General features: G+C 65.5%; 16 protein-coding genes. 11 read left to right on the top strand and 5 right to left on the bottom strand.

Features of this window, described 5'->3' with window-relative positions; translation table 11 throughout:
• Positions 1–105: 105 nt before the first annotated feature.
• Together KV697_RS04605 and KV697_RS04600 are read right to left on the bottom strand one after the other, a co-directional pair.
• Positions 106–495 (bottom strand): MerR family transcriptional regulator, encoded by a 390-nt coding sequence (locus tag KV697_RS04605; RefSeq protein ID WP_219020282.1) that lies wholly within the window; start codon positions 493–495, stop codon positions 106–108.
• Positions 496–498: 3 nt separating this feature from the next.
• Complete coding sequence (locus tag KV697_RS04600) at positions 499–2,214, bottom strand: long-chain-fatty-acid--CoA ligase (protein ID WP_374011390.1); 1,716 nt, start codon at positions 2,212–2,214, stop codon at positions 499–501.
• 131 nt (positions 2,215–2,345) lie between these two features.
• Between KV697_RS04600 and KV697_RS04595 the strand changes: the two genes are divergently transcribed.
• The 9 genes from KV697_RS04595 to KV697_RS04555 all read left to right on the top strand — a co-directional run bounded on the left by KV697_RS04595 (position 2,346) and on the right by KV697_RS04555 (position 13,034).
• The gene (locus tag KV697_RS04595) at positions 2,346–3,482 is read left to right on the top strand and encodes a thiolase family protein (protein WP_219020281.1); all 1,137 of its coding nucleotides are present in this window, start codon (positions 2,346–2,348) and stop codon (positions 3,480–3,482) included.
• Complete coding sequence (locus tag KV697_RS04590) at positions 3,482–5,809, top strand: 3-hydroxyacyl-CoA dehydrogenase/enoyl-CoA hydratase family protein (RefSeq protein WP_219020280.1); 2,328 nt, start codon at positions 3,482–3,484, stop codon at positions 5,807–5,809. Before KV697_RS04595 ends, KV697_RS04590 begins: the two co-directional genes overlap by 1 nt.
• An 18-nt stretch (positions 5,810–5,827) precedes the next feature.
• Positions 5,828–7,624 (top strand): acyl-CoA dehydrogenase C-terminal domain-containing protein, encoded by a 1,797-nt coding sequence (locus KV697_RS04585; RefSeq protein WP_219020279.1) that lies wholly within the window; start codon positions 5,828–5,830, stop codon positions 7,622–7,624.
• A 173-nt stretch (positions 7,625–7,797) separates the two neighbouring features.
• Positions 7,798–8,205 (top strand): DUF2147 domain-containing protein, encoded by a 408-nt coding sequence (locus tag KV697_RS04580; RefSeq protein WP_219020278.1) that lies wholly within the window; start codon positions 7,798–7,800, stop codon positions 8,203–8,205.
• Positions 8,206–8,244: 39 nt separating this feature from the next.
• The gene (locus KV697_RS04575; RefSeq protein WP_374011389.1) at positions 8,245–9,552 is read left to right on the top strand and encodes an OmpP1/FadL family transporter; all 1,308 of its coding nucleotides are present in this window, start codon (positions 8,245–8,247) and stop codon (positions 9,550–9,552) included.
• Positions 9,553–9,566: 14 nt separating this feature from the next.
• On the top strand, positions 9,567–10,316 hold the full coding sequence (locus KV697_RS04570) for an electron transfer flavoprotein subunit beta/FixA family protein (protein ID WP_219020276.1): 750 nt from the start codon (positions 9,567–9,569) through the stop codon (positions 10,314–10,316).
• The gene (locus tag KV697_RS04565) at positions 10,313–11,242 is read left to right on the top strand and encodes an electron transfer flavoprotein subunit alpha/FixB family protein (RefSeq protein ID WP_219020275.1); all 930 of its coding nucleotides are present in this window, start codon (positions 10,313–10,315) and stop codon (positions 11,240–11,242) included. The genes KV697_RS04570 and KV697_RS04565 overlap by 4 nt, the downstream gene beginning before the upstream one ends.
• Positions 11,243–11,455: 213 nt before the next feature.
• Complete coding sequence (locus KV697_RS04560) at positions 11,456–11,911, top strand: hypothetical protein (protein ID WP_219020274.1); 456 nt, start codon at positions 11,456–11,458, stop codon at positions 11,909–11,911.
• Positions 11,912–11,984: 73 nt separating this feature from the next.
• Positions 11,985–13,034 carry a LacI family DNA-binding transcriptional regulator gene (locus tag KV697_RS04555; RefSeq protein ID WP_219020273.1) on the top strand — a complete coding sequence of 350 codons (1,050 nt, stop codon included), beginning with the start codon at positions 11,985–11,987 and terminating at the stop codon, positions 13,032–13,034.
• 37 nt (positions 13,035–13,071) lie between these two features.
• Here the strand turns inward: KV697_RS04555 and KV697_RS04550 are convergent, their stop codons facing one another.
• Together KV697_RS04550 and KV697_RS04545 are read right to left on the bottom strand one after the other, a co-directional pair.
• A complete protein-coding gene (locus KV697_RS04550) occupies positions 13,072–14,199 on the bottom strand; it encodes a glycoside hydrolase family 68 protein (protein WP_219020272.1) in 1,128 nt (375 codons plus the stop codon).
• A 30-nt stretch (positions 14,200–14,229) separates the two neighbouring features.
• On the bottom strand, positions 14,230–15,594 hold the full coding sequence (locus KV697_RS04545) for an MFS transporter (RefSeq protein ID WP_257575610.1): 1,365 nt from the start codon (positions 15,592–15,594) through the stop codon (positions 14,230–14,232).
• A 301-nt stretch (positions 15,595–15,895) separates the two neighbouring features.
• Between KV697_RS04545 and KV697_RS04540 the strand changes: the two genes are divergently transcribed.
• Positions 15,896–16,225 (top strand): hypothetical protein, encoded by a 330-nt coding sequence (locus KV697_RS04540; protein WP_219020271.1) that lies wholly within the window; start codon positions 15,896–15,898, stop codon positions 16,223–16,225.
• A gap of 4 nt (positions 16,226–16,229) precedes the next feature.
• Here KV697_RS04540 and KV697_RS04535 read toward each other — a convergent pair whose 3' ends face one another.
• Complete coding sequence (locus KV697_RS04535; RefSeq protein ID WP_257575609.1) at positions 16,230–18,464, bottom strand: S9 family peptidase; 2,235 nt, start codon at positions 18,462–18,464, stop codon at positions 16,230–16,232.
• 170 nt (positions 18,465–18,634) lie between these two features.
• On the opposite strand from KV697_RS04535, the gene KV697_RS04530 reads away from it, so the two are divergent.
• Positions 18,635–19,996 (top strand): FAD/NAD(P)-binding protein, encoded by a 1,362-nt coding sequence (locus KV697_RS04530; protein ID WP_219020269.1) that lies wholly within the window; start codon positions 18,635–18,637, stop codon positions 19,994–19,996.
• Positions 19,997–20,020: the final 24 nt, after the last annotated feature.

Genomic DNA, 20,020 nt, shown 5'->3' with positions numbered 1-20,020 from the left:
GGGGGACCAGCGAAGCTGGTGGAGGGGTGTCCTCGCCGATGGTGACACCCCTCCGTCAGTCCTGCGGACTGCCACCTCCCCTTGCAGGGGAGGAATTGGAAGCGGTCAGGCCCCCGCTTTCGCGATCCGTTCGCGCGCTTCGCGTTCGATCGTTTCCAGTTCGTCGACCGTCTGGACCAATGCCGTCATCTGCTGGCGTAGTTCGTCGACCCGTTCGCGGCAGCGTTCGGCCAACACGCGCATCTGTTCGACATGCTGCGGGTCGGCATCGTACAGCCGCAAGAATTCCTCGATCTCGCGCAGGGAAAAGCCCAGTCGCTTGCCGCGCAGGATCAACTGCATCCGCCCCGTCTCGCGCTTGGAATAGATGCGCGCGGTGCCGACGCGGCGCGGCTCGATCAGTCCGCGATCTTCATAGAAACGCAGCGTGCGCGTCGTCACGCCCAAGCTGTTCGCGACATCCTGGATGCCGCGAAGTTCCTCGTTTTCCCCCACCGTCTATTCCCCCACGGGCCGCGCCGCCGCAGCGGCGGCTTTGGCCAATTCTTCCTCAACCAGTTCCTTTTTCGACAATTTGCCGATCAAGGTCTTGGGCAGGCTTTCGCGGATTTCGACCTCGCGGGGAAGTTCGATCTTGCTGACCTTGTCCTGTAAAAAGGCGCGCAGCTCTTCGGGCGTGGCGTGGTGATCGGCGGCCAGCTTGACGAAGGCCTTGGGCGACTGGCCGCGATAAGGGTCGGGAATGCCGATGACGACGGCTTCTGCAACCGCAGGATGCTCGTACAACGCTTCCTCGATCATGCGCGGATAGACGTTATAGCCGCCGCATAGGATCACGTCCTTGATCCGGTCGACGATGAACAGATAGCCGTCCTCGTCCAGATAGCCGACATCGCCGGTGCGCAGCGCACCATGGATGAAGACCTGCTCGCTCTCGGTCGGCTTGTTCCAGTAACCCGCCATCACCTGCGGCCCGCGCGCGCAGATCTCGCCGACCTCGCCCGGTGGCATCAGCCGGTCGGGATTGTCGCGGTCGCGGATCTCGATGACCGTGCCGGGGAAGGGCTGACCCGCCGACCCGCCCTTGTTCTCGCCGATGATCGGGTTGCAGGTGATGATCGGCGAGGCCTCCGACAGGCCGTAACCTTCGACCAGCTTGCCGCCGGTCGTGTTCTCGAACGCCACGCGCACCTCGGCGGGCAGGGGGGCACCGCCCGAGATGCAGGCCTTGATCGCTGACAGGTCGACCTTGCGCGCCTCGGCCACGCCCGCAATCGCGTTGTAGATGGTGGGCACGGCGGGGAAATAGGTCGGCTTGCTGCGCGCTATCGTCTTGAGCACCTGGTCCAGCTCGAACCGGGGCAGCAGGATCATCTCGGCGCCGACCCGGATCGCGAAGCTGAGCACGGTGGTCAGCGCGAAGACGTGGAAGAGGGGAAGGACGCCCAAGATGCGTTCCTCGTCGATCATCTCCTCGCCGCCGGTATGGATGACCATGGCATCGGCATTGGCGACGAGATTGGCGTGCGACAGCATCGCCGCCTTGGGGCTGCCGGTGGTGCCGCCGGTATATTGCAGCACCGCCACATCGTCGGGCCTCGCCGAGATCGGCGTCAAAGCGCCGCTGCGCTTCATCATCTGCGCAAAGGTCAGGTGGCGCGGCGAGGGGCCGGGGGCGGCGATCATCGCGCGCTTGAGCAGGCGGTAGGCCAGTCCCTTGATCGTCGGCAGCGCGCCCGCGACCGGGCAGGAGATGACATGGCGCAGGCCGAGTTTCTCGGCGACATGGGAGACGCGGCCATAGATGTCGGGAATGTCGCAGGTCGCGATGATCTCCGCGCCCGAGTCCTCCAGCAGGTGGCACAGCTCGCGTTCGACATAGAGCGGGTTGACGTTGACGACGATGCCCCCGGCCTTCAGCGTCGCGAAGTAGAGGACGGGGTAATAGATGATATTGGGCAGGCAGAGCGCGACGCGGGTGCCCTTCTTCACCCCCAAGGCCTGGAGCCCGGCGGCGGCCTTGTCGACCATTGCGCCCAGTTCGTCGTATCGGGTGATTCGACCCATGAAGTCGATGGCGGGTCGAGACCCGTGGCGCCGTACCGTTGTCTCGAACATGTCGGTCAGCAATCGCGGCTCGAAGACCAGAGGGCGGCCCGTCGCCTGGCCCGGTACACCGCCTGTCGTGGCTCCTCCGATGGCTCCTGCCGTCATCGTGTCACTCTCCTGTATCTTTTTTCGACCATACCCGGTTGTCGATTGCGGTCGAGTTGCTTATTGTGTTGACGTATAGGGTAGGTAACGCACCTTAACGTTAGGCCGCAAGCCCATAAAGAGAGGATTGGATGACCAACATCGTGATCGCAGGCTATGCCCGCTCTCCCTTCACCCAGGCTGGCAAGGGCGCGCTCGCACGGGTTCGTCCCGATGACCTGACCGCGCAGGTGATTCGCGGCCTGATCGAACGGACCGGCGTCGACGCCTCGCAGATCGAGGACATCATCCTGGGCTGCGCCTTTCCCGAGGGCGAGCAGGGCATGAACGTCGCGCGTCTCATCGGCTTGCTGGCGGACCTGCCGCTGTCGGTCGGCGGCATGACGGTGAACCGCTTCTGCGGATCGTCCATGTCGGCCATCCATATCGCGATGGGCCAGATCCAGATCGGCGCGGGCGAGGCGTTCATCTGCGCCGGTATCGAGTCGATGAGCCGGGTGCCGATGGGCGGCTACAACCCGCTGCCCAACCCCGAGCTCGCCGCCGCGCGGCCGGGTGCCTACATGGGCATGGGTCAGACCGCCGAGAATGTCGCGACCAAATACCAGATCACCCGCGCCGAGCAGGAAAAGTTCGCGGTCGCGAGCCAGAAAAAGGCCGCCGAGGCGCGCGCCGCCGGTCGTCTGGCCGATGAGATCGTTCCGATCCACACCAAGGCGGGCGACGTGACCGAGGACGGCCTGATCCGCCCCGACACGACCGAAGAGGTGCTGTCCGGCCTGAAGCCCGCCTTCGACAAGGAAGGCACCGTGACCGCAGGCACCGCTTCGCCGCTGACCGATGGTGCCGCCGCCGTGCTGGTGACTTCGGAGGAATTCGCCAATCGCCACGGCCTGAAGATCCTCGCCCGCATCAAGTCGGTCGGCATTTCGGGTTGCGAGCCCGAGACGATGGGCCTCGGCCCGATCGGCTCGTCCAAGAAGGCGCTGGAGCGGGCGGGCATCTCGGCGGGCGACCTCGACGTGGTCGAGATCAACGAAGCCTTTGCCAGCCAGGCGATCGCCTGCATCCGCGACCTGGGTCTCAAGGACGAGACGATCAACAAGGACGGCGGCGCGATCGCGATCGGCCATCCGCTGGGCGCGACCGGCGCGCGCATCGTCGGCAAGGCGGCGGCTCTGCTGGCGCGTGACGGTGGTCAGTACGCGCTCGCCACCCAGTGCATCGGCGGCGGGCAGGGCATCGCGACTGTGCTGGAGCGTGCATGATGGCTGACACGATCAACAAGGTTTGCGTGATCGGTGCAGGGGTGATGGGCGCAGGCATTGCGGCGCAGGTCGCCAATGCCGGTGTGCCCGTCCTGCTGCTCGACATCGTGCCCAAGGACGGCGCCGATCGCGACGCCATCGCCAAGGGTGCCGTCGCCAAGATGCTCAAGACCGAGCCCGCGCCCTTCATGTCGCCCGCCGCCGCCAAGCTGGTGGAAACCGGCAATATCGAGGATCACCTGGCACGCGTCGCCGAATGCGACTGGATCGTCGAGGCGGTGGTCGAGCGGCTGGACATCAAGCAGGCGCTTTACGCCCGGCTGGAAGAGCTGAAGCGGCCCGGTACGGCGGTGTCGTCCAACACCTCGACCATTCCGCTCGGCCATCTGGTCGAGGGGCGGTCGGAGCAGTTCAAACAAGACTTCCTGATCACCCATTTCTTCAACCCCCCGCGCTATATGCGGCTGATCGAGATCGTGACCTCGCAGCACACCGATGCCGGCGTCGCGGCCAAGGTCGAGCAGTTCGTCGATCACCGCATGGGCAAGCGGATCGTCCGCGCCAAGGACACGCCGGGCTTCATCGCCAACCGTATCGGCACCTATTGGCTGGCGGTCGCGATCAACGCGGCGATGGACCAGGGCCTGACCGTCGAGGAGGCCGACCAGATCGGCGGCCGTCCGATGGGCGTGCCCAAGACCGGCATTTTCGGGCTGATCGATCTGGTCGGCATCGACCTGATGCCGCTGCTCGCCAAGTCGTTGTCCTCGACCCTGCCGGAGGGTGACGCCTATTTCGACACGATTCGTCCGTTGCCGCTGGTCGATAAGATGATCGCGGAGGGCTTTACGGGCCGCAAGGGCAAGGGCGGTTTCTACCGCCTCGACCGCAAGTCCGACGGCACCAAGGCCAAGCAGGCGATCGACCTGAAGACCGGCGAATATCGCGCGGAAAAGAAGCCGGAACGGCTGCCGGGCCGCGCCGAAAAGGACCTGGCCGCGCTGGTCGCGACGCCGGGCAAGGTCGGCGACTATGCCTGGGCGGTGCTGGGCCCGGTGCTGTCCTATGCCGCCGGGCTGGTCGGCGAGGCGGCGGATGACGTGGTCGCGATCGATGACGCGATGAAGCTGGGCTATAACTGGAAGTTCGGCCCGTTCGAGCTGATCGACCGCATGGGTCCGGGCAAACTGGCCGAGCGGCTGCGCGCCGAGGGCAAGCCAGTGCCCGCGCTGTTGGAGACGGCGGGCGACCGCCCCTTCTACCGCGTGGTCGATGGCAAGCGTCAGTATCTGACCGCAGGCGGCGACTATGCCGATGTCGTCCGCGCCGAGGGCGTGCTGCTGCTCGAGGACATCAAGCTCCGCTCCGAACCTTTGCTCAAGAACGGTTCGGCAGCGGCATGGGATGTCGGTGACGGCGTCGTCGCGTTCGAGTTCACCGGCAAGATGAACGCGCTCGACGAGCAGGTTCTGTCGCTTCTTCAAAAGACCATCGCGCTGGTGAAGAGCCAATACAAGGCGCTGGTCATCTATAACGAGGGCAGCAACTTCTCGGCCGGTGCCAATCTTGGCCTTGCCATGTTCGCGGTTAACATCGCGGCCTGGGGTGAGGTCGACAAGCTGGTCGTCGCGGGGCAGCAGGCCTACAAGGCACTGAAATACGCGCCCTTCCCGGTGGTCGCCGCGCCGGCGGGCATGGCGCTGGGCGGCGGGTGCGAGATTCTGCTCCACGCCGATGCGATCCAGGCCCATGCGGAGAGCTATATCGGGCTGGTCGAGACCGGCGTCGGTCTGGTCCCCGGCTGGGGCGGAAACGGCGAGCTGATCGACCGTCTCGCCAAGTCGCCCAAGATGCCCAAGGGGCCGATGCCCGCCGCCATGAAGGCGTTCGAGACGATCTCGACCGCGCAGGTGTCGCGTTCGGCGGCTTTAGCCAAGGACCTGGGTTATCTCCGCAAGGACGATGGCATCACCATGAACCGCGACCGGCTGCTGGCCGATGCCAAGCAGAAGGCGCTGTCGCTGGTCGAGGGCTATCAACCGCCTGAAAAGCCGGTCTTCCGCCTGCCGGGTGCGGCCGGGCGCGTCGCGTTCAACGGCGCGGTCGCCGACTTCGCCAAGAAGGGCGTCGCCACGCCGTACGACGTGGTGGTCGCGGGCCGTCTGGCGAACATCGTCACCGGCGGCGAGGCCGATATCATCGACGAGGTGAGCGAGGAACAGCTGCTCAAGCTGGAACGCACCGCCTTCATGGAAAGCGTCAAGGATGCGCGGACCCAGGCGCGGGTCGAGCATATGCTCGAAACCGGCAAGCCGCTGCGCAACTGATCGGGAGAGGATAATCCCATGCAAGTCTATAACGCACCGCTGCGCGACATGCGTTTCGTCCTCCACGAGCTGTTCAAGGAGGACGAGTTCGGCCCCGTCGCGGGGCAGGACGAATTCGGTCCCGAGCTGTACGACGCCATCCTGGAAGAGGCGGCGCGCGTCACGCAGGAGGTCCTGCTGCCGCTCAACGCCACCGGTGACATCGAAGGGTGCAAGCTGGAAAACGGCGTCGTCCGCACGCCGACCGGTTTCAAGGAAGCCTATAGCCAGTTCTGCGAAGGCGGCTGGGCCGCGCTCGCCTCGCCGGTCGAATATGGCGGGCAGGGGCTGCCCGAGGCGGTGAACAAGCTGGTCGAGGAGATGATCTGCGCGACCAACCTGTCGTTCAGCCTCTATCCCGGCCTGACCCACGGTGCGACCACCGCACTGATGGGCCATGGCTCGGAAGACCTGAAGAGCTTCTACCTGCCCAAGATGATCTCGGGCGAATGGTCGGGGACGATGTGCCTGACCGAGGCGCATTGCGGCACCGATCTGGGTCTGCTGCGTACCCGTGCCGAACCGCAGGAGGATGGTTCCTATCTGCTGACCGGCGGCAAGATCTTCATCTCGGCGGGCGACCATGACCTGACCGATAACGTTATCCACCTCGTCCTCGCGCGCACGCCCGATGCGCCCAAGGGGGTGAAGGGGATCAGCCTGTTCCTGGTGCCGAAATATCTGCCCAAGGATGACGGCTCGGTCGGTCCCGCCAATGGCGTCAGCGTCGCGGCGATCGAGCACAAGATGGGCCTGAAGGCATCGGCCACCTGCCAGCTGGAGTTCAACGACTCCAAGGGCTGGGTCGTGGGCGAGCTGAACAAGGGCCTCGCCGCCATGTTCACCATGATGAACACCGAGCGTGTCTCGGTCGGTATCCAGGGCCTGGGCATCAACGAGGTCGCGTACCAGTCGGCCGTCGCCTACGCCAAGGACCGCTTGCAGGGCCGGGCGCTGGGCGGTGCAGCGCGTCCCGACCTGCCCGCCGATCCGATCATCGTCCACCCGGACGTGCGGCGGATGCTGATGACCATGCGCGCCTATGCCGAAGGGTGTCGCGCATTGGGGCAATGGGCCGCGCGTGGTCTGGATGCCGAAGCCCATGCCATCGATCCCGCTGACAAGTCGCGCGCGGCGGACTTCGTCGCGCTGCTGACCCCGGTCGTGAAGGCGCTGTTCACCGACCTCGCCTTCGACGCGGCCAATCTGGCGGTGCAGGTGCATGGCGGCCACGGCTATATCCGCGACCACGGCATCGAGCAGTTCGTCCGCGACGCCCGCATCGCCCAGATCTACGAGGGCACCAACGGCGTCCAGGCGCTCGACCTTGTGGGCCGTAAGATGCCTGCGCATATGGGCCGCTATATGCGCCCCTTCTTCCATGCCGTGTCCGAACAGGTCGAGGCGCTGACCAAGCATGAGGACAAGGCGATCACCAGTTGGGCAGCGGGGATGCAGCAGGCATTTGGTGCCTTGCAGCTCAGCACCGGCATGATCGCGCAAAAGGGCATGAAGGACCCCGAGGAAGCGGGCGCCGCCGCGACCGACTATCTGCGTCTGCTCGGTCTGGTCGGCATGGGGCATTGCTTCCTGAAGTCGGCCCGGATCGCCACCGAGCGGTTGGCCGAAGGCACCGACGAGGCCGGCTTCTACAAGGCCAAGCTCGCCACCGCCGGGTTCTTCTTCGACCGCATCCTGCCGCAGGCGACGGCGGCCTTCCTGGCGATCAAGTCGGGCAAGCGTTCGACCATGGCGCTGGAACTGGAGGCGTTTTGAGGCGATGCGATGCCGGTTGCGCTTGATTGCCTAGCACCGGCATCGTACGCATGACGTGTTGTTATCCTATGCGTCACATGGTGGACGTATAGGGCAATGAAAACATTCGGAAGCGACCGGGTAAAAGCCCGGCGCTCCGGCCCCGGCTAACGGGGGTGGAGAGGAGAAGAGGCATGTTGTTGACCCTGACGGCGATGGCCCTTGCAGCGGCCGGTGTGAATGCGGACTCGGTGCTCGGCCGCTGGCAGACCCAGACGCGCGGTGGCGTTGTCGAGATCACGAAGTGCGGCACCTCGGTGTGCGGCCGTATCCTGGCCTCGGAAGGTCTGCGCACCAACCCTAACCTGACCGACCGGAACAACCGAGACCCCAAGCTACGCAATCGTCCGATCAAGAATTTGCTGATCCTGCAAGGCTTTTCGCAGGACGGCGCGGCCTGGAACGGCGGCACCATCTACAACGCAGAGGACGGCAAGACCTATAGCGCGAAGTTGACGCCCGAAGGGGCCGACACGCTGAAGGTGCGCGGCTGCGTCTTCGTGCCGCTGTGCAAGACCCAGACCTGGACCCGTATCCGCTAAGCCGTAACGCAATCAGAAGAATTTCCGGGGAGTATGCTCATGACCAAGTCCTTCAAGGCTCCGCTCCTGGCGACCGCCATCGTCTCGTCGTCCTTTGCCTTTGCGGGCGCGGCGCATGGCCAGGCCTTTTATCTTCAGGAACAGTCGACCCGTGGCCAGGGTCGCGCCTTTTCGGGTGAGGGTGCCGATACCGGCCCTTCGTCGCTTTGGTGGAACCCGGCTGCGATCGCGGGGATGGAGCGCGGCGAGGCGGTGCTGGGTGCATCGGCGATCATCCCCAAGGGCGATGTCGTCGACAATGGCACGCTGATCCGTCGTCCGGGCCAGCCGACCTTCCAGCCGGTCGGAGGCGACCGGGTGTCGAGCGACCCCATCAATCGTGGCATCGTGCCGTCGGGGGCGGTCGCCGTTCCGCTGAACGACCGGGTCGCGGTCGGCCTGGCCGTCACGTCGCCCTACAGCTTCACGACCGAATATGACGCGACCAGCTGGGCGCGGTACAGCGCGCTGAAGACCGAACTGCGCACCATCGATATCCAGCCCTCGGTCGGTGTGGCGCTGCTCGACTGGCTGCGCGTCGGCGGCGCGCTGAACGTCCAATATACCAAGGCCGAACTGGGCAACGCGCTGCCCAACCTGTCTTCGGCCTTGCCCGATGGCTTCCAGCGGCTGAAGGGCGATGGCTGGGATCTGGGATGGACCGCGGGTGTCCAGTTGCACAATGACTGGGCGACGGTCGGCATCAGCTACAAGTCGCGGATCAAGCACAATCTGAAGGGCAGCCTGGAAGTCGGCGGCCTGCTCGGCCCGCTCGCCGGGCAGAACCGGACGATCGATGGTGCGACCGCGACCTTCTACACGCCCGCCCAGATCATCGTCGCCGGTCGCTTCCGCGCCACCGACAAGCTGACGCTGAACGCACAGGCGGTGCGCTTCACTTGGGCCGATTTCGATGCGATCCGCCTGGGCGCGCCGATCAACACCGCCATCCCGGAGAATTACAAGAACAGCTTCTCGCTGGCGGGCGGCTTCGATTACGCGGCCACGGATCGCCTGACCCTGCGTGCGGGCGCGCAACGCGGTATCACGCCGACCCAGAACGGCAATCGCGACGCGCGGGTGCCCGATGCGAACCGCTGGAACTATTCGATCGGCGGGTCCTATCAGGTGACCCCGCGCTTCACGCTGGATGCGGCGGGCAGCTATATCGACTTCGCGAATGCCAGCATCGATCGCCGCACCGCCGCCTATGCGGGAACGGCGGTCCAGACGCCGATCCTGACCAACGGTCAGGTGCAGAATGCACGTGCATTCGTGGCGTCGATCGGCGGCCGCTTCAGCTTCTGATTGAGAGAGTGGACATGAAGATCGTCGTGCCCGTGAAGCGGGTGTTGGATTATAACGTGAAGCCGCGCGTGAAGGCGGACGGGACGGGCGTCGATCTGGCGAACGTGAAGATGTCGATGAACCCGTTCGACGAGATCGCGGTGGAAGAGGCGATCCGGCTGAAGGAGAAGGGGGCGGCGACCGAGGTCGTCGTCGTCTCGATCGGTGAGCCCAAGGCGGCGGACACGCTGCGCACCGCACTGGCCATGGGCGCGGACCGGGCGGTGCTGATCACCGCCGACCAGCCGGTCGAACCGCTCGGCGTCGCCAAGCTGCTCGCCAAGCTGGTCGAGGAGGAACAGCCGGGCCTCGTCATCCTCGGCAAGCAGGCGATCGACGGCGACAACAACCAGACCGGTCAGATGCTGGCCGGCCTGCTCGGCTGGGCGCAGGGCACGTTCGCCTCGAAGGTCGAGATCGAGGGTGAGACGGCGAACGTCACCCGCGAGGTCGATGGCGGTCTGGAAACGGTGGCCCTCACGCTCCCCGCGATCGTCACCACCGACCTTCGCCTCAACGAACCGCGCTATGCCAGCTTGCCCAACATCATGAAGGCCAAGTCCAAGCCGATGGTGACCAAGACCGCCGGGGACTACGGCGTCGACGTCGCCCCGCGCCTGACGATCACGCACGTCGCCGAGCCCGGCAAGCGCCAGGCGGGCGTCAAGGTCGGCTCGGTCGACGAGCTGGTCGAGAAACTGAAAGCACTGGGAGTGGCCAAGTGAAGACGCTGGTTTGGGTCGAGCATGACGGCGGGGCCGTCAAGGATGCCACGCTGGCGACCGTCACGGCGGCGGCCAAGCTGGGCGAGGTGCACCTGATCGTCGCCGGGCAGGGCGTCGACAGTGTCGCGCAGGCGGCGGCCAAGATCGCCGGCGTGGGCAAGGTCCATGTCGCCGACGATGCGGCGTACGCGAATGCGCTCGCCGAGAATGTCGCGCCGCTGATCGCCCAGCTGATGGGCCATCACGACGCCTTCCTCGCGCCCTCGACGACGACCGGCAAGAACATCGCGCCGCGTGTCGCCGCGCTGATCGACGTGATGCAGATCAGCGACATATTGTCGGTCGAAGGGCCGGACAGCTTCACCCGGCCCATCTATGCGGGCAACGCCATCGCGACGGTGAAGACCAGCGACACCAAGCTGATCCTGACCGTCCGCACCACCGCTTTCGAGAAGGCGGCGGCCGAAGGCGGCGCGGGCGAGATCGAGGCGGTCGCCTCCACCGGCGATGCCGCCAAGTCCCGCTTCGTCGGCGCGGAAAAGGCCGAGAATGCCCGCCCCGAGCTGACCAGCGCCAAGATCATCGTCTCGGGCGGTCGCGCGCTGGGTTCGGAAGAGCAGTTCCATGCGCTGATCGATCCGCTCGCCGACAAGCTGGGTGCTGCCGTCGGCGCATCCCGCGCGGCGGTCGATGCGGGTTACGCCCCCAACGACTATCAGGTCGGCCAGACCGGCAAGATCGTGGCACCGGAAGTCTATGTCGCGGTCGGCATCTCGGGCGCGATCCAGCATCTGGCGGGGATGAAAGACTCCAAGGTCATCGTTGCGATCAACAAGGACGAGGACGCGCCGATCTTCCAGGTGGCGGACATCGGCCTGGTCGGCGACCTGTTCACCGTCGTGCCGGAACTGACCGGGAAGGTGTAAAACCTTCTGCTCCGCGCGAATCAACATTCCTTCCCTGCAGAGGGATGGGGACCATGCGCAGCATGGTGGAGGGGTGTCCCGTTATCGAGAGGGTGACACTCCTCCGTCAGACCTGACGGTCTGCACTTCCCTTGCAAGAGTAGGAAAGGTGGGACATTTAAATCGGGATTAAGATTCTCGACATAGCATCTCCGCGATTTCGTGGAGTGCCTTATGAAACCAGCCGAGCCCCTCGCGCTGAACCATAGCTGGCCCTTGTTCGAACGCGGACTGCGTTTCGACCTAGGATGTCCGGATTCTCCCGACCTTACACCGGCGGGGACCGATGATGCGTGGCTGACCGCGCATGGCATCGGGCGCTGGTCCTGCGATCTGGAGTCCCAAACCCTGAGCTGGTCGACGGGCGTCTTTCGTCTTTTCGACTGGCAACCGGATCGCCCTTTGGAGCGGCTTGGCGTCCTGCCCCTTTACCGATCCGAATCCCTGTCGGCGGTCAAGCGGCTACGCGCCCATGCCATCCGGCATCGACGCGGCTTCACCATCGATGCGCAAATCCGGGCGCCGGGCGGCTCACGCTGGATGCGGATCGTCGGCGCACCGCAATGTCAGGGCAAGCATGTGGTAGCGCTACATGGTCTGAAATTCGACGTGAGCGGCGAATATCGTTGATCTATGTGAGGAAAAGCCTGCAAACTCCGTTGCCTGCTTGTTAGCGCCACGAAGCTTTGGCTACCATTCGCATATGACAGACAATATCACGGGAGGGGGCGGTCGCCGCGTGCGGACGATCGCGGATCTGGCAGAGATGGCTGGCGTCTCGCCCGGCACCGTTTCGCGCGCACTGGCTGGCAAGTCGCTGGTCAATGCCGAGACGCGGACGCGGATTCAAGCGCTGGCCGACCTGCACGGCTTCCGCCCCAATCAGATGGCCAGCCGCCTGCGAACCCGCCGCACCGGCGTGATCGGCATCGTCGTTCCGCTGGGCCATGATCGGCGCCAGCATCTGTCCGACCCGTTCTTCATGACCATGCTCGGTCATCTGGCCGATGCGCTGACGGAGAACGGCTATGACGTGATGCTGTCGCGCGTCATCCCGGACGCACCCGACTGGCTGGACCGCGTGGTCGATAGCGGCATGGTCGACGGTGTGCTGCTGATCGGCCAGTCCAACCAGTATGACGCGATCGAACGGGTCGCCAGCCGCTATCGTCCGCTCGTCGCCTGGGGCGTCAACCTGCCGGATCAGGTCCATGCGGCGGTCGGCACCGACAATGCCAAGGGCGGCTATCTGGCGGGCCAGCGACTGATCCAACGGGGCGCGCGTCGTATCGCCTTTCTGGGCGATATCAGCGCCCCCGAGATCCGCCAGCGCCATGACGGCCTGGCGCGCGCCATGGCCGAGGCCGGGCTGGACGGCGGTCCGCTCCAGCTTGCCACCCATCTCGCCTCCGATGTGATGGAACAGGAGATTGGCGCCCATATCGACGTGTTGCTGGAGCAGGGCGGTGGAACCGTCGCGATCGATGGGATCGTCGCGGCGTCGGACATGATCGCGATGACGGCGGTGCGGGTGCTCGCCGACCGAGCGATCGCGGTGCCCGAGACGCTGCCCGTCATCGGCTATGACGACCTGCCGCTCGCCGCGCAGGCGGTGCCGCGCATCACCACCATTCGCCAGGATATCGCGGCGGGCGCCAAGGCCATGGTCGACGCGCTATTCGCCCGGATCGGCGGCGGCGAGGCGGGGTCGGTGGTGCTCGACCCCGAGCTGATCCTGCGCGAAACGGCCTGAGACCGTTCCCCCCTGCGGGGGAGGAACGGCCCAGCCGTCAGGCGATCGTCACCCGGTCGCCATCGAACGCCAACCGGAACCACGGCGCCGCCGTCCCCCCGAACCGCGCGCGGCGAAGGGCGGCGTCACCGCTCGCGTCGCGACCTTCCATGCCCCAATAATCGACGAAGCTGGTGACATCGCCTTCGCCCGTGACCCACCAGCAATAGGCCTGGGTCGGCTCCTCAACCGGGTTGCCCGCGACCAGCCCGGTGCCGTTGACCGGCCGCCACGGCCCCGCAAAGCTGCCCGCGACCATTGCATACAGCCCCGTCGGCGCGCCGAGCCTGGGAGCGAAACGCTTCCCCTGGGTCGACCAGAAGCAGTAATAAAGGCCATCGCGCAGGATGATGTGCGGACGCTCTAACTCGCTGTTGACGCCCAGCGATTCGATCAGCGGCGGCTGGATGGTCCAGCGGTCGCCTTCGCGCTTGGCGACGCCGATCACGCCGTCGATATCCTGTTCGACCCAACCCGCCGAGCCGACGAACAGCAGATATTCCGCGCCGTCCGCCGGATCGCGGAAATAGCCGGGATCGCGAAAGCCCTTGATGCCGCCCTTTTCCGGCTCGGCCTGGTTGGCGACGATGTAATGATGGCCGTCCGCCGCGACGCTCTCGACCGGCTCGCTCCAGCCTTCGGTGCGGGCGTCCTCGCCCTCGACGATGAAGCGGCCCTGCGTCTCGAAAAGACGCTGTTCGAAAGTGCGGGGTTGGCCGCGCCGTCCCGAGGCGGTGAAATACATGGTCAGCGTCGTATCGTCCTCGCCCAGTACCGCCGAGCCGGACCATTCGCGGCTGCCCGGCGTGAAGCCGTCGGCGAAGGTCACGCCATGATCGCGCCAGCCGTCCGTGCCATAGCTGGTCAGGCGGATGCGGGCTTCGTCATGGCGCATTTCGGGGTCGGACAGGCGCGGCGTCGCGAGGAAGAACCACCAGCTCCGCCCGCCGAAAAACGCGGTGCGGCCATCGGCATAGGCGATCTGCCACATGTCCCAGAAATCATGGTCGGGCAGGATCTGCACGACATCGGCGGCGGTGAAGACCGGCAGGCGCGCATCGGCCTGTGCAGTGATCCCGGCCAGCGCCTCGGCCGACCAATGGGCAGGAATAGGGGTGTCGGTCATGATACCTCAGGTAAAAATCGGGTAATGGTGTCAGGCTTGCGGGGCCGCGCCGAGCGGCAGCCCCTGCGCATTGCGAGCGCGCACGGTGTAGACGGAGACGGCGGCCAGCAGCATCAGCACGCCGCAAAGCGTCAACACGTTGCGCGGATCGCCCCCCAGCCAGTTTTGATAGAAGAGCGGCAGCGTCACGCCGAAGATCAGCATCGGGATGACGATCATCATGTTGAAGATGCCCATATAGACACCCGTCCGCTCGGGCGGGATCGAGCCCGCCAGGATGACGTAAGGGTTGCCCATCATGCTCGCCCAGCCCAGGCCGATGCCGATCGCAGGCAGGAACAGCATCGCCTTGCTGGTCATGTGCGGCATCACCATCATGCCGATGCCGGTGATGACCAGACAGGCGGCATGGAGCGGCGCGGCTCCGATCCGCTTGGCCAGCGGCACCATCGCAAAGGCCGCGACGAAGGCGACGCCGTTATAAAAGGCGGCGACCTCGCCATTGGTCAGCACCGCGGCATGGAAACCGGAGGACGTCGCGTCCGCCGTGCCATAGACGGAGCGGCCGATCGCATAGATGACGTAATTCCAATAGGCCATCATGGCGTACCACTGGAAAAGGCTCATCAGCGCCAGCTTGCGCATGGGCAGCGGCATGTCGCGGATCGCGTCGCCAATCTCCTTCAGCGTGGCGCCGATACCTTTGGGCGCGGCGGCGATGCGCGCGCGGTCCTCGGGCGTCAGCGGCAATTCGGGCACCCGCCGGATCGACCAGACGATGGTGATGAACGACAGCGCCGCGCCGATCATGAAGACCACCCGCGCGGTATAGGGGATATTATGCCCGTCGACCCAATCCGGGTTCATCCCCGCCCAGACCAGGATCGAGGGGGTGAGGAAGGCGAGCATCTGGGCCAAGCCGGTAAAGGCGCTCTGCGTCAGGAAGCCGATATTATGCTGCGCCCCATCCAGCCGGTCGGAGACATAGGCGCGGTACGGCTCCATGGTGATGTTGTTGCCCGCATCGAGAATCCAGAGCAGCGACACCGCCATCAGCAGCGACGAACTCAGCGGCATAAAGAACAACCCCAGTGCGCACAGCACCGCGCCGATCAGGAAATAGGGCGTGCGGCGCCCCCAGCGACTGTCCGTCCGGTCGCTCATGGCGCCGATCAGCGGCTGGATCAGCAGTCCTGTCATCGGCCCGGCCATTTGCAGCAGCGGGATCTGCGCCTCGGACGCGCCGAGATAGCTGTAGATCGGCGCCATATTCCCCTGTTGCAATCCGAAGCTGAACTGCAGGCCGAGGAAGCCTAGATTCATCTCCAGGATGCGGGTCAGCGACAGTCGCGGCTTGGCCGAGGCCATCATTCCGGCAGGGGTGGAGGGGGTCATGCGGGTCCTCTCGCACGCGGGGGGTAAGGACCGTATCTAGCGCCGGTTTTGCCGCGTTGGGAACATCATGGCGCTGTTCGACGCGGATTGCAACAAACGATTGCATAAACGAATTTTTACGATGGCTTGCCAATGTACTTGGTTCGCGTGATCCTGACCCGGGAGAGGGGAGATCATGATTTTTTGGGGAATAGTTGCGCTTTTGGCGACGCCGTTGCCCAACAAGGGGGGGCAGGCCCGATCAGTGTGTCAGCTTGGCCGGGTCGTGCTCACGGACATGCCGTCCAAACCAGATACCGGCATGTACTATATCGAAACCGATCCCACGCGAGAGGGACTGCTACACGATTGTCCGCAACTGGCGCGTCGCCTGCCTCAGGGTTATAACTCGGCCGATGACGATGCCCGGTCGCGCGCGGCCGAGCATGTGCAGACCCCGGGTCCGTCGCGCCCGCCCGCCGTCATCTATACCATCAGCGTGCCGGTGATCGCAGCCGATGCTCGCTCCGCGACGGTGACCATCAACTCAGAATGCAGCGGGCTCTGCGGCGGCAGCACCGTTTATCTCTATGTCCGAACGCCACATGGCTGGCGGCGCCAGGGCAAGCCCCGGACGCTATGGGTGTCGTGAACCGTCACCGCCCGCCGGGCGGCAGGTTCGTTTCCAGATAGCGGGTCATCAGCGAATAGAGGTGGATACTCGTATTCTCGCCCTCATAGATGCCGTGGCTGCGGTCGGGATAGGCCATCATCGTGAACGGCTTGTTGAAGTGGATCAGCCGGTCCACCAGCTGGTCCTGGTTCTGGTAATGGACATTGTCGTCCAGCGTGCCGTGGATCAACAGCAGGTTGCCCTTCAGCCGGTCGGCGAAATTGATCGGCGAGCCGTTCTTATAGCCTTCCGCATTGTCCTGCGGCAGGCCCATATACCGCTCCTGATAGATGGTATCGTAGAGCTTCATGTCGGTCGGCCCGGCCACCGCGATGCCGGTCTTGTAGAGGTCCGGATAGCGGAACAGCGCGTTCTGTGTCATCGCGCCGCCGCCGCTCCAGCCCCAGATGCCGATCCGGGCGGGGTCGATATAGGGCCGGGTGGCCAGCATCTTCTGCACGCCCGCCGCATAATCGGCCGAGGCCAGGATGCCGACCTGACGATAGATGATCTTGCGCCAGTCATGCCCTCGCGGCGTCGCGGTGCCGCGTGGGTCGAGGCTGGCGACCAGATAGCCCTTCTGCGCCAGCATCCGGTGCCACAGCCCCTGCGACCCGGCCCAGCGATCCGCGACCGTCTGGCCCCAGGGTTCGCCGTACACGAAATAGAGGATCGGATAGCGCTTGGTCGGATCGAAGCCCGGCGGCTTGATGAGCCAGCCGTCGAGCTGCGTGCCGCCGCCGATATCGACGCGGAAGAATTCGGTCGCGGGCAGGCCGGTGTCCTTCACGACTTGAGCCAGCGGCGCATTGGCGGCCAGCGTGCGCAGCGGCTGCTGGCGGGTCATGTCGAGCATGTCCGTCACCGGCGGTGCGTCGAAGCGCGAGACGGTGTGCAGCGCCCAATGCTCGCCCGGCGCGATGTCGTAGCTGTGCGTGCCCGGCTGGTTCGCCGGCGTCAGCCGCTCGACCTTCGGCGTACCCGACAGGGTGGTGCGGTACAGATAGCGCTGGGTCGGATTGTCGGGCGAGGCGATGAACCAGGCATAGCCCGCCTTTTCATCGACGTTCAGCAGCTCGACCACATCGAACTTGCCCGGCGTGCGCAAGCTCGCGCGGCCGCTGGCGCGGTCGATGGTATAGAGGTGCCGCCAGCCGTCGCGCTCCGACAGCCAGGTAAAGCTGCGCCCGCCATTCAGCCATTCGGGCGCGACATTCGCCTCGACCCAGGCGGCGTCCTTTTCGACCATGATGGGCTTGATCGCACCGGTCGCCGGATCGCCGAGCAGGACGTTGAACGTATTCTGGAGCCGGTTGGATTGCTGGATGAACAGCGCATCCGAACCGCCCGCCCAGCTGATCTGCGGCACGTAGTTCTGGCGCGGATCGCCCGCCAGCTTGAACCAGCGGGTTGCGCCGTCAGCCACGTCGATCACGCCGGTCGTCACCGCCGAGTTGGTCGTCCCCGCCTTGGGATATTGCAGAGGGATCACCTGCGAATATTGCCCGCCGGTGTTCTTGATCATGTCGAAGGTGCCGACACCCTTCGTGTCGAAGCGCAGAAAGGCGATGCGCCGGGAATCCGGGCTCCACTCGAAGGCGCGGTGAACGCCGAACTCTTCCTCATAGACCCAGTCGGCCAGCCCGTTGACGACATAATCGTCGCCGTCCTTCGTCAGCGCGGTCGCCGTGCCGCCCTCGATCGGCTCGACATAGATGTTGTTGCCTCGGACATAGGCAACGCGGCTGTTGTCGGGCGAAATTGTCGCATAAAGCAGCGTCGAGGGCGCGGCGTCGCCGCCGATCTTGTGCAGCCGCTTGGTCGTGGTGTCGTACAGCCAGTAATCCGACAGCGCATTGGTCCGGCGGAAACGCTTGCCATTGGTCTGGATCAGCAGCCAGTGATTGTCGGGTGACCATTCATAGCTGTCGATGCCCAGCGGCGCGCTGGTACCCGGCGGAACAAGATCGGCGGCGGCGACCACCACCTGCCGCTGTCCGTCGGCGATCGCATAGCGGACGATATCCTGTCCGCCCTTGGGCGCGTCTTCCAGTGCCAGATAGCTTTCGCCGTCCTTGCCCCAGCGGCTGGAGCGGACATATTCCGTGCGGACCGCCTTGGACCCGAAAATCCCCTCGACCGTCAAGGGAGCAGTGGCGGTGGGCGCGGCGGTCTGGGCCGCCAGCGGTGCGGTGAGCGCAAGCGAGGACAGGGACACCAAAAGCCCGGAAATCCGCCAGTACGACCGCATCGACCCACCCACTCCAAATATTGCCGGTCGTCAGCGTAACGAGCCGATGTCACATCGTATACCGAAATCTACGTGAAGATCGGCCGCGATGCGCCTAGAGCAGCAGGCATGGCGATCACCAAGGGACGGGTCGATTGATGGATGCAGGTATAGAGCATGTCGCGATCATCGGCGGCGGCTTTGCGGGGACATTGCTGGCCATCAATCTGGTCCGTCATGGCGGTCCGCGCGCGACGCTGGTCGAGCGGCGGGCCAACCAGCTGGCGCGCGGCGTCGCCTATAGCGCGGCCCATGCCGATCACCTGCTGAACGTGCGTGCGGGCAATATGAGTGCGCTGCGCGACGATCCCGATCATTTCGTCCGCTGGCTGGTGGCGCGCGGGACGGGGGATGCGAAGACCTTCGTTCCGCGCCGGGTCTATGGCGATTATCTGCGCGACTTGCTGATGGAAACGATCGCGGCCGATCCGGCGCGGCTGACCCTGGCAAGCGGGGAGGTGGTGGCGCTTCACCAGGCGGGGCAGGGTTACCGCCTCGACATGGCGGAGGGCACGGGGCTGACGGCGGATGCGGTGGTGCTGGCGCTGGGCAATCTGCCGCCGCACACGCCGCCGGGGATTGAGCCCGCCACGCTGGCGCAAGGGTGCTATCGCGAAGACCCTTGGGCGGGCGACATCGCCGAGGGGTTGGGCGAGGACGACCGGGTGCTGCTGGTGGGCAGCGGGTTGACCGCGATCGATGCGGCGTTGCTGCTCGATGCCAGCGGGTTCGGAGGCCAGACTATCGCGATTTCTCGCCGGGGACTGGCGCCGCGCCGCCATGCCGAGACCCCGCCGGTCGCTCCCTTACGCGAACGACCAGCCGCCAGCCTGTCGGCGCTGGTGCGGCATGTGCGCTGTGCGGCGGAGGAGCAGGGCTGGCGCGGGGCGGTCGATGCGCTGCGGCCGGTGACGCAGATGATGTGGGGCGCGGCGGATGGGGCGACCCGCTCGCGCTTCCTGCGGCATGTGCGGCCCTATTGGGATGTGCACCGCCATCGCCTGGCGCCGTCGGTCGCGGACCGGGTTGACGCGTTGACCGAGGCCGGGCGGCTGTCCGTCGCGGGCGGCAAGCTGGTGCGGGTCGAGCCGGACGGCGAGGGCGCGATCGTCCACTGGCGGCCGCGTGGGACGGATGAGGTGGAGGCGCTGCGGGTCGCGCGGATCGTCAATTGCACCGGGCCGCAGGGTGATCTGCTCCGCTCGCAGGAGTCGCTGATCCGGCAGTTGTTGGCTGAGGGCATGATCCGGCCGGATGCGCTTCGCATCGGGCTGGAGGTGGATGCGCAGAGCCATGTCGTCGCGGCAAATGGGAGCGTCGCCGACCGGCTTTACTGCATCGGCCCGATGACGCGCGGCGGGTTGTGGGAGGTCGTGGCGGTGCCGGATCTTCGCCAGCAGAATTGGGAATTGGCGCGGCGGCTGGCGCATGCACAATGGGTCGGCGGCGAGGGACTGTAACCATTCCTCCCCGGCACGGGGAGG

Source organism: Sphingomonas sanguinis, assembly GCF_019297835.1.
GTDB classification, from domain to species: Bacteria; Pseudomonadota; Alphaproteobacteria; order Sphingomonadales; family Sphingomonadaceae; genus Sphingomonas; species Sphingomonas sanguinis_D.
Note: the sequence above shows the minus strand (reverse complement) of the source record. Positions and strands in the feature narration are given on the sequence as shown.

Coding starts and splice junctions, on each gene's coding strand:
- KV697_RS04550 (WP_219020272.1), bottom strand. CDS start 14,199: ATGACCGACACCCCTATTCCTGCCCATTGGTCGGCCGAGGCGCTGGCC.
- KV697_RS04570 (WP_219020276.1), top strand. CDS start 9,567: ATGAAGATCGTCGTGCCCGTGAAGCGGGTGTTGGATTATAACGTGAAG.
- KV697_RS04590 (WP_219020280.1), top strand. CDS start 3,482: ATGGCTGACACGATCAACAAGGTTTGCGTGATCGGTGCAGGGGTGATG.
- KV697_RS04600 (WP_374011390.1), bottom strand. CDS start 2,214: ATGACGGCAGGAGCCATCGGAGGAGCCACGACAGGCGGTGTACCGGGC.
- KV697_RS04555 (WP_219020273.1), top strand. CDS start 11,985: ATGACAGACAATATCACGGGAGGGGGCGGTCGCCGCGTGCGGACGATC.
- KV697_RS04560 (WP_219020274.1), top strand. CDS start 11,456: ATGAAACCAGCCGAGCCCCTCGCGCTGAACCATAGCTGGCCCTTGTTC.
- KV697_RS04580 (WP_219020278.1), top strand. CDS start 7,798: ATGTTGTTGACCCTGACGGCGATGGCCCTTGCAGCGGCCGGTGTGAAT.
- KV697_RS04595 (WP_219020281.1), top strand. CDS start 2,346: ATGACCAACATCGTGATCGCAGGCTATGCCCGCTCTCCCTTCACCCAG.
- KV697_RS04540 (WP_219020271.1), top strand. CDS start 15,896: ATGTACTATATCGAAACCGATCCCACGCGAGAGGGACTGCTACACGAT.
- KV697_RS04545 (WP_257575610.1), bottom strand. CDS start 15,594: ATGACCCCCTCCACCCCTGCCGGAATGATGGCCTCGGCCAAGCCGCGA.
- KV697_RS04530 (WP_219020269.1), top strand. CDS start 18,635: ATGGATGCAGGTATAGAGCATGTCGCGATCATCGGCGGCGGCTTTGCG.
- KV697_RS04575 (WP_374011389.1), top strand. CDS start 8,245: ATGACCAAGTCCTTCAAGGCTCCGCTCCTGGCGACCGCCATCGTCTCG.
- KV697_RS04585 (WP_219020279.1), top strand. CDS start 5,828: ATGCAAGTCTATAACGCACCGCTGCGCGACATGCGTTTCGTCCTCCAC.